Annotated in this window: 8 protein-coding genes; 3 read left to right on the forward strand and 5 right to left on the reverse strand. The window is 35.6% G+C overall.

What is annotated here, in order from left to right; genetic code table 11:
- Nucleotides 1–800: 800 nt before the first annotated feature.
- The 3 genes from Q1A60_RS13710 to Q1A60_RS13720 form a co-directional block, all read right to left on the reverse strand.
- A complete protein-coding gene (locus Q1A60_RS13710) occupies nt 801–1,805 on the reverse strand; it encodes a N(4)-(beta-N-acetylglucosaminyl)-L-asparaginase (protein ID WP_299766972.1) in 1,005 nt (334 codons plus the stop codon).
- Between the two features lie 91 nt (nt 1,806–1,896).
- Nucleotides 1,897–2,487 carry a hypothetical protein gene (locus Q1A60_RS13715; protein ID WP_299766973.1) on the reverse strand — a complete coding sequence of 197 codons (591 nt, stop codon included), beginning with the start codon at nt 2,485–2,487 and terminating at the stop codon, nt 1,897–1,899.
- Nucleotides 2,487–5,399 carry a GH92 family glycosyl hydrolase gene (locus tag Q1A60_RS13720; RefSeq protein WP_299766975.1) on the reverse strand — a complete coding sequence of 971 codons (2,913 nt, stop codon included), beginning with the start codon at nt 5,397–5,399 and terminating at the stop codon, nt 2,487–2,489. The genes Q1A60_RS13715 and Q1A60_RS13720 overlap by 1 nt, the downstream gene beginning before the upstream one ends.
- 124 nt (nt 5,400–5,523) lie before the next feature.
- Between Q1A60_RS13720 and Q1A60_RS13725 the strand changes: the two genes are divergently transcribed.
- Nucleotides 5,524–6,249 carry a copper homeostasis protein CutC gene (locus tag Q1A60_RS13725; RefSeq protein WP_299766976.1) on the forward strand — a complete coding sequence of 242 codons (726 nt, stop codon included), beginning with the start codon at nt 5,524–5,526 and terminating at the stop codon, nt 6,247–6,249.
- 37 nt (nt 6,250–6,286) lie between these two features.
- On the opposite strand, the gene lepA is transcribed toward Q1A60_RS13725, so the two are convergent.
- Nucleotides 6,287–8,083, reverse strand: a complete 1,797-nt coding sequence (gene lepA, locus Q1A60_RS13730) for a translation elongation factor 4 (protein ID WP_299766977.1) — start codon at nt 8,081–8,083, stop codon at nt 6,287–6,289.
- A 134-nt stretch (nt 8,084–8,217) separates the two neighbouring features.
- Between lepA and Q1A60_RS13735 the strand changes: the two genes are divergently transcribed.
- A complete protein-coding gene (locus Q1A60_RS13735) occupies nt 8,218–10,635 on the forward strand; it encodes an outer membrane beta-barrel family protein (protein ID WP_299766978.1) in 2,418 nt (805 codons plus the stop codon).
- Here Q1A60_RS13735 and Q1A60_RS13740 read toward each other — a convergent pair.
- The gene (locus Q1A60_RS13740) at nt 10,632–11,741 is read right to left on the reverse strand and encodes a hypothetical protein (RefSeq protein ID WP_299766980.1); all 1,110 of its coding nucleotides are present in this window, start codon (nt 11,739–11,741) and stop codon (nt 10,632–10,634) included. The genes Q1A60_RS13735 and Q1A60_RS13740 overlap by 4 nt on opposite strands.
- Nucleotides 11,742–11,786: 45 nt before the next feature.
- On the opposite strand from Q1A60_RS13740, the gene Q1A60_RS13745 reads away from it, so the two are divergent.
- Nucleotides 11,787–13,025, forward strand: a complete 1,239-nt coding sequence (locus tag Q1A60_RS13745; protein ID WP_299766981.1) for a M20/M25/M40 family metallo-hydrolase — start codon at nt 11,787–11,789, stop codon at nt 13,023–13,025.
- Nucleotide 13,026 lies beyond the last annotated feature (1 nt).

Here is a 13,026-nt window from a genome sequence, read left to right on the forward strand (position 1 = left end):
GGCATAAAGAAAGCCAAGCAAGATGTATTATGAATAGAAACCGCTCGTGTGTGATTTCGGTATCATAGTATATGTAGTATACTCGCGACCCCAATTGATTTGGAATTCGTATACGAGATGTTGTTTTGTTGAGTTATGGGCATAAAGAAAGCCAAGCAAGATGTATTATGAATAGAAACCGCTCGTGTGTGATTTCGGTATCATAGTATATGTAGCATACTCGCGACCCCAATTGATTTGGAATTCGTATATGAGATATTGTTTTGTTGAGTTATGGGCATAAAGAAAGCCAAGCAAGATGCTTGGCTTTCACCCCAAATCATAATTGATTATTTAAAAGTCAATTACAACAGTCTTAAATGTCTTTTGCCTCTAGGGCGTCTGCAAATATAATAGAAAATTATAAAATACTCATTATTAGAGCTTGATTATCTTTAGTTACGTGTTATTTATATCATAACGACGGTTTTTCAGTAATCGTATTTTTTTGATATAATTTTTTACTTGTTAATATTTAATTGTTTGATTTATAGGATTTTACGAGGCGTAATTTTTTTTCAAAATGAAATTTAAAATCCAATTTATATTTTTTGAATTTTTTTTATTTCATGGCTAAAATACAAGTTTTTAACTATTTACCATAGCGAAAAAATGTTTTTAATTTTAAATTATGAGATAAATCAGCGCTTTTTTAGCTAAGAGTTCTTTACAGCGATTATTCTTGTAGTTTTATCTGAGTGTTTTTTCGCGAAAGCGAAATTATGTTAAAAATAAATTATTTATATTTTTCTATAAAATACTTATGATTTATTAAAATAATCAGATTTGATGTTTTCTGATTTTCCATCTTGGTATTTCATCATCGTAAAGCCATCATGTATAGCATAACTTCCTGTTTCTCCATTTTTATTCATGGCGATATACGCTACTTGAAAATCTTTATAACGGTCTCCTTTCTTAACGATTCGGTGTATTGCTTCTTCACATGCTTTTTGAGGAGACATGCCATTGCGCATTAATTCGACGACTAAAAAGCTTCCAACAGTTTTTAAAACTTCTTCCCCCATACCTGTTGCTACAGCAGCTCCTACTTCATTATCTACAAAAAGACCAGAGCCAATAATAGGGGAGTCTCCTACTCGTCCTTTCATTTTGTATCCTAATCCTGACGTGGTACAAACCCCAGCTATTTCTCCAGATGTATCCATAGCTAGCATACCTATAGTGTCATGGTTTTCTACATTTATGGCAGGTTGATAATTACTTGTTTTCAACCATTCTTTCCATGCTTTTTCAGAAGCAGGAGTTAGTAGTTTTTGTTTTTTAAAACCTTGCGTATATGCAAATTCTTCAGCTCCTTTACTCGCCATGATTACATGTGGAGTATCTTCCATGACTTTGCGTGCTAATGCTGCTACATGTACAATATTTTCTACAGCAACTACAGCTCCATAATCTCCATCTGGAGACATGACACAGGCATCTAAGGTAACATTGCCTTCTCTATCTGGTGTAGCACCTATACCTACTGTAGTGTTTTCTTCATTTGCTTCTTCTACAGCAACACCATCTATAATAGCATCTAGTGCGGGTTTGCCTTTCGCAAGTAATTCTCCAGAAGCCGTATTTGCACTTTCAGTGTCCCAGGTACTTATAGAGATATAGTTCGGTTTTGAAAGAGTAGTCGCTGTGTTGGATGCTTTAGTACTTGTAGTATTAGCTTCTTTACAACTTATTGCCGAAACACCTGTAGCAATGCCTGCTCCAGTGAGTGCTGTATTTTGTATGAATTTCCTTCTATTCATCTAGTATAGTCTATTTTGATTTCGTTTTTGATTGATTTAGTAGGTATTTCACTTTCGTGAAAACGTATAATGCATATTTAAAATAACTGGATTAAGATACTACTTTATTCCTTTTTATTTTTTGATGTATCCACTGAAATATAAATACATATCCCATAAATAATCCTAGTTTTAAAATAAGATGTAGTGGCCAGTATGGAATAGTATTTAAAATATTTCCTATGTTTAAATCTGACCAACCACTTGGTAAGTAATCTCTGTGTATTGTTATGATAAATATAGTGTATTGTTCAAAAGTGATTAAGAAGAATGGAATTGCAATAAGTCTAATGGGTATATTTTTACGCACCCGCTTAAAGCGAAAAGGCTGTGTGATAAACAACCATGAGAAAATCATAAGCCAGTACATCCAGGCATACGGACCTGTTGCTCTATTCGTAATCGCATATTCATTATTTGGATCTCCTATGACTAGAAAAAGATATGCGTATGATAGAAGAATAGTTGCTGTATATACGATTCCAGAAACTATAATAAAACGACAAGCTGCTTCATCAAATTTTAATACAGCATCTTTTATTTTTGGAATAAAACGTCCTATTAATAACGGAATAGTAAATACTCCAAAAGAACTAAAAATGTCAGTTCTAAAGAATTCTAATACGACCCTAAAGGCTTCCATTACTTTATCGCAATTTCATCTACAAAGACCCAACTTCTTCCTTCATAAGGATGTCCTTTATGCCAAGTTGGAACAGGGCCTAGTGTTTTTGCAATGAGTTTTACATACCGAATGTTAGAGCGTTTTCCCTCCCCTTTAATGGTTTTGATAGCAACTTTGTCTGTTGGTGTTGGTGTAGCTATCGCCTGACTTTTATAGGGTTTGAAATTCTTGCCGTCTGAAGAGACTAGTAATTCAACTTCTGTTGGGAAGAAAATCCAACTTCCTTGATCTTCTAAAAAATTGGTTTCTATAGATGTAATATCTTGGTTTTTTCCTAAGTCAACGGTAGCGATTACATCTCTATCATGATACCCTTGCCAAGTACCTGTTCGGAAATTAGCGGTGCCTCGTATACCATCGATGAGTGCGTCATTACCTCCTGCATTATATGCATTTGCATATTCGGCATCTAGTTGTATAGATAGGTTTTCATCTATTTTATAAAAATCAGTTTTGATGGTGACACTTTTTTGTCCTTCTTTTTCTGAGTAGGTATGGAGCGTTGTAGGCTCTGTAAGAATAATAGGAGCCTCATATTTTTGAAACGTATCTCCAGAAGTACTATAAAAGATGGTGGTTTCTTTTTCGCCAGTGCCTAATACAACTTCTGTTTGTTTTTTAAAGGCAATATCTCCTTTGGCAATAAACGGAACAGGAACAATGAGTGATTCTTTAATTTCAGTACTTGGGATATGTGCATCATCTGTCGCCCAATCAGAAGGCTGTGATGTCATTTCAAATACTAATGATCCTCCTTTTGTAATATCTTCATGTGTGATGTATGAATATGGATGTGCTTCTCCGTTTAATTTCGCGGAAGCGATATAGATATTGTCGTCAGAAAGATTATTGGCTTGTACGGTAAATGTATTTCCATTTTCAAGGTTGATAGAAGCTTTATCAAATAAGGGAGCTCCAATAATGTATTGATTACTTGCGGGAGTCACGGTATAAAAGCCCATACTACTTAATACATACCATGCGCTCATTTGACCACAATCCTCATTTCCAGAAACACCATCAGGTTCATTTTTGTAGAGTGTGGTTAAAATCTCGCGTACCTTTTCTTGTGTTTTATGGGGTTTGTTTATGAAGTTGTACAAATACGCCATATGATGACTAGGTTCATTACCATGTGCATATTGCCCGATAAGCCCTGTGATATCTGCTTGATCACGTCCTGAAGTTTGTGACTCTGCAGTAAACAATTCATCTAGTTGTGATTCTAAAGCCTCTTTTCCTCCAATTAAGTTTGTAAACCCTGTAATATCTTGCGGTACATAAAAACTATATTGCCACGCATTTGCTTCCGTATAATTGAAATTAACTTCAAAAGGATCAAAAGGAGAGAACCACGTATTACGCACACGACCACGCATAAATTTACTGCTTGGATCAAAGGTGTTTTTATAATATTGAGCTCTTTCTATAAACGTAGTATAGGTAGCCATATCTCCTTTCGATTTTGCCATTTGAGCAATCGTCCAATCGTCATAGGCATACTCTAACGTTTTTGAAACTGATTCAGATTCTTCTTCTACAGGGATATATCCAAATTCTTTATAAGCTTCAAGTCCTAAATGATCTCTCGTAGCACTGTGTAAAACTGCTTCTAATGCTTTGTCAGTGTCATAGCCTCGTATACCTTTCATATACGCATCTGCAATCACAGGAACACCATGATATCCAATCATACAACCTGTGTAATTTGCTGAGAGATCCCACATAGGTAAAATACCTCCTTCATCATATTTTGCAAGAAATGTATTGATGAAATCATTGGTGCGATCTTCTTCAATGATTGTATATAATGGGTGTGCTGCTCTGTAAGTATCCCATAAAGAAAAAACGGTATAATAATCAAAATCTGAAGTCTCGTGAATTTCTTGATCTATACCGCGATATCTTCCGTCTACATCTTGATAGATGTTAGGCGCAATCATCGTATGATATAAGGCGCTGTAAAAATTGGTTTTATTATCTAGATGCGCATCTTCTATCACTATTTTAGAAAGTTGTTCCTCCCAAGTGGTTTGTGCTTCTTGTCGTATTTGATCAAAGGATTTAGAACCTATTTCTGTTTCTAGATTTCTTTTTGCACCTGCTTCATCTACGGCCGATATTCCCACAGAAACATAAATAGGTTCGTTATTCGGATTATCGAGTAGCAATGCCAATTTTGTTGGTGTGTCTGCAGTATTAGGAGTCGCTTTAAATGGATGTGATGTCTTTAGGTAGTAATATAGTTTTTGTTCTTTCGCCCAAGATTCTGAAAATCGATGACCACTTATTTCAGTATCAGAAAGGATGTTGATACTACCGTCTAATAGGATATCTCTATGTTCAATATCCAGTATGATATGTTGGTTATCCGCTTTCGCGAAAGCGTACTTATGCATTCCCGCTCTTTGCGTAACAGTAAGCGCAACGTCAATATTTGTACTATCTAAATGCACTTCATAATACCCAGGGCTTGATTTTTCATTGTCATGCGAAAAAGGAGCACGGTATCCTGGTTGTCCATCAGCGCCATTATGGAAGTTTACAGACGTTGTAGGCATTAATAAGATATCTCCATAATCTAAAATTCCTGTACCACTTAGATGCGTATGACTAAATCCATAGATATACGTATCGTCATAATGATATCCAGAGCAGCCATCCCAACCTTCTAGCCGTGTATCTGGGCTTAATTGCATCATTCCAAAAGGCATGGTCGCCCCTGGGTAGGTGTGCCCATGACCGCCTGTACCAATAAATGTGTTTACATAACTGGTTAATGGTTGCGTTACTGCGGCTACAGTAATGGTCTCTTTTTTACAACTAAAAGAAAGACTAATAACGAAAAGAAGTAGGATTTTAAAACGCATATATGAAAAATTTAAAGTCTGAAAGATACAGAAAAGATTAAGCTTTTATAAGTGCATTAAAAACAGATGTAAATATGTCTTTTTTGATATGTTAGTTCCTCTTTATTTTATGTACTTTCGAGATATGTTATTAGAAATTTGTGCAAATTCATATCAATCTGCAATTGCTGCTCAAAAAGCAGGAGCACAACGTATAGAGTTGTGTAGCGAACTCGCTTTAGGGGGTATTACACCAAGTCATGGTTTAATAGAAAAAGTAGTGACAGATTTAGAAATACCCGTGTATGTATTAATACGTCCTCGTAGTGGAGATTTCACCTATTATGATGATGAGTTTGATGTCATGTTACGTGATATCGCATTCTGTAGAAATATTAAAGTAGCAGGTGTAGTTTCTGGAGTACTGCAATCAGACCTTACGATAGATGAAGAGCGTACGCAAACACTCGTAGATGCATCCGGAGGGATGACATTTACATTTCATCGTGCTTTTGATTGGACACCCAATGCCATGGAATCACTTAAAACATTACAGAAAATAGGCGTAGATCGGATTCTTACTTCTGGACAATCTGATACAGCACTTTCAGGTCTGTTTGTGCTTAAAATGCTATTAGAAAAATCCAATAACAAACCAGTTATATTGCCAGGAGGTGGGATACGACCTTCTAATATAGGACAGTTTATTGCCGCTGGATTTAAGGAAATACATGCTTCGGCAAGTAATACGATTGAAAGTCTTGAAGGCGCTTTTCCTATGCATAACTTACAAGCAGTACAGCAAGATTTACAAACCTATTCAGATCCTGAAAAAATAAAGGAACTTTTAGAAGCGATGTATAATTCGTAATAGAAACTTAAGCTTACCTTAAGAGTTGAATGATGATTTAGTCATTCAACTTCAGTACAGCCATAAATGCTTCCTGAGGGATTTCTACATTTCCAACAGCACGCATACGTTTCTTTCCTTTTTTCTGCTTTTCTAAAAGTTTACGCTTTCGCGAAATATCACCACCGTAACATTTAGCGGTTACATCTTTACGAAGTGCTTTTACAGTTTCACGCGAAATAATCTTAGCACCAATAGCCGCTTGAATTGGAATATCAAATTGCTGACGCGGGATTAATTGACGTAATTTTTCACACATCTTCTTTCCTATGTCATAGGCATTGTCTTGGTGTAATAATGCAGATAATGCATCTACAGGTTGACCATTCAGAAGGACATCTACTTTTACAAGTTTAGATGCACGCATTCCTATAGGTGAATAATCAAAAGAAGCATATCCTTTAGATACTGTTTTTAAACGATCATAAAAATCAAAAACAATCTCAGCAAGTGGCATGTCAAATGTGAGCTCGACACGTTCTGGGGTAAGATAGTTTTGATTGGTAATAGTTCCTCGTTTTTCTATACATAGAGACATTACAGGTCCTACAAAATCAGACTTTGTAATGATAGATGCTTTGATAAAAGGTTCTTCTACACGATTCATCTTAGATGGATCAGGAAGATCTGATGGGTTATTTACAAGAATAATCTCATCTGGGTGTTTATGTATAAAAGCGTGGTAGGATACGTTAGGCACCGTAGTAATTACGGTCATATCAAATTCACGTTCTAAACGTTCTTGGATAATTTCAAGGTGTAACATACCTAAGAAGCCACAACGGAAACCAAACCCTAAAGCAGCAGAACTTTCAGGTTCAAAAACCAACGAAGCATCGTTTAATTGTAGTTTCTCCATTGAAGCACGCAACTCTTCGTAATCTTCTGTATCTACAGGATAAATCCCTGCAAATACCATAGGCTTTACATCTTCAAAACCTTCAATGGCATTTTGCGTAGGTGTTTTTGCATCTGTAATGGTATCTCCTACTTTTACTTCACGAGCATCTTTGATTCCTGTAATAAGGTATCCTACGTCTCCTGTATTGATTTCTTTTTTAGGAGCTTGTGTAAGTTTTAATGTTCCTACTTCGTCAGCTCCATAGGTTTTACCTGTGGCAACAAATTTTATCTGTTGGTTTTTCTTAATACTTCCATTCAAGACTCTAAAATACGTTTCTACACCTCTAAAAGGATTATAAACTGAATCAAAAATCAGTGCTTGTAAGGGTTCGTCTGGATTTCCTTTAGGAGCAGGTATGCGTTCTATAACGGCTGCCAAGATTTCTTTAATTCCAATCCCTGTTTTCGCGGAAGCGGGAATGACTTCTTCGGCATCACATCCTAATAAGTCTACAATATCATCTGTTACTTCTTCGGGACTAGCACTTGGCAAATCCACTTTATTCAGCACAGGAATGATTTCAAGGTCATTCTCAAGGGCTAAATATAAATTAGAAATGGTTTGTGCTTGGATACTTTGAGCAGCATCTACAACAAGCAAAGCACCTTCACAAGCAGCAATACTTCTTGAAACCTCGTAAGAAAAATCCACATGACCTGGAGTATCTATTAAATTAAGAATGTATTCTTCACCTTTATAGGTGTATTCCATCTGTATGGCATGAGATTTAATGGTAATCCCACGTTCTCTCTCTAAGTCCATACTATCAAGCAATTGCGCCTGCGCCTCGCGTTTAGTAACCGTAGAGGTTTCATCTAGCAAACGATCTGCTAATGTACTTTTACCGTGGTCAATGTGGGCAATGATGCAAAAATTTCTGATGTTCTTCATAATCTATTCCAAGTCAATGTGTGCAAATATAGGTCTTCTATTAGCATTTTATAGATAGAAAAATGATTTCGTCGAAAAAACCTTCATAGACACTTCTGAACATATGCTTTTAGAGTATTTTTGCAATCTTAATCATGAAGAATTTCACCCCTATTCTGATTGTGTTACTAATGCTACTAAATACAAGTTCATTAATAGCGCAACAAACTTCGATTTCAGGAAAAGTAATTGCTATTTCTGGAGAACCCATTCCTTTTGTCAATATTGTGCTCTATGATTCAGAAGAAATTATTGTACAAGGAACCATTACAGAAGATAATGGTACGTTTGCATTTGTGTCTGTATCTGATGGAGTGTATACTGTAAAAGCTAGTTTTGTAGGCTATGAAACATTTGTTTCTGGTGCTTTTACCCTTTCGGGAAATACAACACTGCCAGACATAGAACTAACGGAAGTTTCCGAAAGTTTAGATGAGGTCACTGTTATTAGTAAGAAACCTACAATATCTCGTAAAGCAGACAGGCTAGTGTTTAATGTAGAGAATACAATTGCAGCACAAGGAACTACGTGGGATATTTTAAAAAGGACTCCGGGCGTAGTTGTGAAGCAAGGCGAACTTTCGGTACGTAATAAAAACGCTACGGTGTATTTAAATGGGCGTAAAGTAGAATTGAGTTTTGAAGAAATTCAAAGTCTATTGGAAAGTATAGGAGGAAACGTTATAAAATCTTTAGAGGTCATTACAAATCCATCGGCCAAATATGATGCAGAAGGAGGTGCTATTCTTAATATTATATCTTCAAAGGCGTTGTATCTTGGGTATAAAGGATCTATAACGGCACGAGGAACGTATGGGATATTTCCAAAACACTACTTTGGGACAAGTCACTATTTTAAAAATAAAAAATTAAATGTGTTCTTTAATTATGGCTATTCTCCGCTTAAGAAAACAACACAGAATAATAGTTTTGTAAATTATCAAAATCAAAACACACCTATTTCAAACTGGTTACAAGATTTTGAGCGTAAGACCTGGACAAAAGCGCATAACGCAAACTTAATTCTAGATTATCAACTGAATGAAAAACAGAAGCTAAGCCTTTCTGCAGTAGGTTTATATTCTCCTAATGAGTTTAATTTTGCGAGATCAACAACAGCTATAACCTCTTTTGCGGATACTTCTTTTGATATATTCACAACCAGTGGTCTTGATAGTGAGCAAAAAAATATAGCATTAGATTTGAGTTATGAATATTCATTGGAAAAAGGGAATATTCAAACAAATGTACATTATACTTCATACGGTAGAGATCGAACTCAAAGGTTATCTTCTGTATATACAGATCCTGAAGATGCTGTTTTTAGAAATGTAAGATTTAATAGTGAAGCTATTCAAGATATTGAGATTTATACAGGTCAGTTAGACTATACTTCACAACTAGGAGGAGTAGATTTTGAAGCAGGAGGAAAAGTGGCAACAATTAATTCGAGATCTACCATCAATTTCCTGAATATTCAAAATGATACACCCAATGGTTTAGATCAAGCACAAAATGACGATTTTCTATATGACGAAACTGTTTTTGCTGGTTATTTTACGCTAAGTAAAGAAATTGGTAAATGGAGTTTGAAAGGCGGACTGCGAGGAGAACAAACAAATTCTACTGGAAACTCATTGGTTTTAAGCGAGATTGTTGAACTGGATTACTTGGAATGGTTTCCTTCTGCATATGTGCAGTATGAGTTATCAGAAAATCATAGTTTTAGTATAGACTATGGACGTAAGTTATATAGACCTCGTTATCAAGATTTAAATCCGTTTGCTTATTTCTTAAATGAAAATAATTTTTCTCGAGGGAATTCAGCTTTATTACCAGCATTTAGTAATGAGTTTAATTTGAATTATTCATTAAAAGGAGCCTATTTTTTTGATGTATATTATCGTGATAATGGAGAGAATATATTAACGTTACCTTTTCAAGATAATACGAATCAAGTATTACGAACAGATAGGCAAAATGCATTAGACAGTAAATCATGGGGATTAGATTTTACACACGGAAGATCTATTGCAAAGTGGTGGTATTTTTATACCTATATGAGTATTTTTCATGAAGAAGAAACGTTTGTTGCTATAGAAAGTGATAACGCTATTGTGACAAATGATATTAATGGTTTTTATGGGTCTTTTTCAAATTTCTTAACACTGAATAAAGACAAAGCATTTACTGGAGAAGTATCACTAGCGTATACTTCAAGGTTTTTGTTTGGGAGTTATGTTCAAGAAGCAACAACCGATTTAACTATAGGGGTTAAAAAAACTTTTTGGGATAAAAGAGCTTCTTTGTCAGTTACTGTAAATGACGCATTAGGCGAAGTAAATGCATTATTGACTTCTCGATATTTAAATCAAAATAATGGTTTTATCGCGGTACCAGAAACTCAAAATGTCCAAATAGGATTTACCTACAATTTCGGTAATTTTAAGCTAGAAGATAATAACCGAACGTTAGACAAAAAAGAAAGAGAACGTTTGCGAGCTGATGATTAATCTACCCAATCTGCAATAAAAAGATTGGTGTCTCTGCCACCTCCATTATTTCTATTTGAAGAAAAAGCCAATTTTTTCCCGTCATTTGAAAATACAGGGAAAGCATCAAATGTTTCTCCATGTGTAATGCGTTCTAAATTTTTTCCGTCCAGATCTATCATATATAAGTTAAAAGGAAATCCGCGTTCTGCTTCAAAATTGGAAGAAAATAATATCTTTTTACCACTAGGGTGAAAGAACGGACTCCAGTTTGCATTCCCCAAACGAGTAAGTTGACGTAAGTCAGAGCCATCTGCATTACAGATATACAGTTCCATGTCTGTAGGTTCTACAAGGCCTTGAGCGAGTAAATCTTTATATTTCTTAATTTCTTCTTCTGTTTTTGGGCGTGATGATCTAAAGATCAATTTTGTGCCGTCAGGTGAGAAAAAAGCACCTCCATCATATCCAAGTTCATCAGTGATTTGTTGTACATCAGATCCATCAATATTCATGGTGTATAATTCTAAATCACCACTACGTGTTGACGTAAAAACGATTTTATCTCCTTTGGGAGATACCGTAGCTTCGGCATCATAACCAGGCTCATCTGTAAGTTGCCCAATAATATTTCCTTCAAGATCAGAAACAAAAATGTCAAACGTATCATATACAGGCCATACATAATTTCCGTTTTTACGTAAGGGCACTTCAGGACATTCTTTTCCTCCTAAATGTGTAGACCCATATACAAAAGAGTTGTTATCTGGTAAGAAATAAGCACAGGTAGTGCGTCCCATTCCCGTAGAAATCATAGGAGGTTTTGAGTTTTGAAACGTTTCTCCAACATTCATCAAAAACATTTGATCACAACCTACTCCCCAGTCTTTATAATTAGATTGAAAAACGAGTTGTTTATCATCAAAACTCCAATAAGCTTCAGCGTTATCACCTCCAAAAGTCACTTGTTGTATGTTCTTAAAATGAATTTCTTCTGGGTAGATTAATGGATTGTCTTGTGCCTCTGTGATTGCTTCTGCATCTTTGGTTTTTGTGTCTGTTTGTGAAGCTTTTTCTTTACAAGCGATACAAATTAAAATAACGGCAACTATATAAAAGCGTTTCATACGGGTATAAATCATTAATTTTGCACAAAAATACAGTATTCTTCTATGAAAAAGCTCATATTAAGTTTTGCGTTACTAGGATTGATCGCTTGTAAAAAAGAATCAAAACCTCAGGTTACGATGAAAGATGATGTAGCATTCTTGGCTTCAGATGAGTTACAAGGGCGTGAGACGGGTACCGAAGGAGAATTGAAAGCTGCACATTATATCAAAAATCGTTTTGCTTCTTTAGGGGTATCTCCAAAAGGAAATGCAGGAACTTATTTTCAAACATTTTCATTTGCTCCTAAAAACGACCCACATGGAGAAGTACGCTTTCGCGAAAGCGGAAACGACTCCTTTATTACAGGAACGAATGTAATAGGATTTGTAGATAATAAGTCCCCTAATACGATTGTGATAGGTGCGCATTACGATCATCTAGGAATGGGTGGTGAAGGCTCTTTACATAGAGATGGTGAAGCTATTCATAATGGAGCCGATGATAATGCGAGTGGTGTGGCGATAATGTTGCAACTGGCTCAAAAACTTCAACATGAGTCTTACCAAGGGAATAACTATTTATTTATTGCATTTTCTGGAGAAGAGATGGGGTTATTAGGATCTAATTACTTTACTAAAAATGCTACAGTACCCCTTTCTGATATCAACTACATGATCAATATGGATATGGTAGGAAGATTAAATCAAGAAAAAGCATTGGCTATACACGGTGTAGGAACTTCACCTTCTTGGAATCAAACGGTATTTGCAGCTAATACTTCTTTTAAACTCGCTGAGCATAAAAGCGGTGTCGGACCTTCAGATCATACCTCGTTTTACTTAAACGATATACCTGTATTGCATTTGTTTACGGGGCAACATGAAGATTATCATAAACCTGGTGATGATAGTGAAAAACTTAATTACGGAGGCATGGGAATGATAGAAGATTATATTCTAGCTATTATAAGCGAATTAGATAATAATGGGAAACTTGCTTTTACGAAAACAAAAGACGAAAGTGCTGTGACACCTAGTTTTAAAGTTGGATTAGGCGTGGTGCCAGATTATCTTTTTTCGGGTAAAGGAATGCGTATTGATGGCGTGAGTGAGGGAAGAGCAGCTCAAAATGCAGGATTAGAAAAAGGCGATGTCGTAATTAAAATGGGAGATAGTACGGTGGTAGATATGATGAGTTATATGCGTGCGCTTTCTGCCTATGATGTAGGAGATGAAACAACTATCGTGATTGATAGGAAAGGGGAGGAGTTGATTAAAGAAATTGTGTTTGTTAAGGATTAAT

The sequence above is a fragment of the uncultured Dokdonia sp. genome (assembly GCF_947492535.1).
In the GTDB taxonomy this organism is placed as follows: domain Bacteria; phylum Bacteroidota; class Bacteroidia; order Flavobacteriales; family Flavobacteriaceae; genus Dokdonia.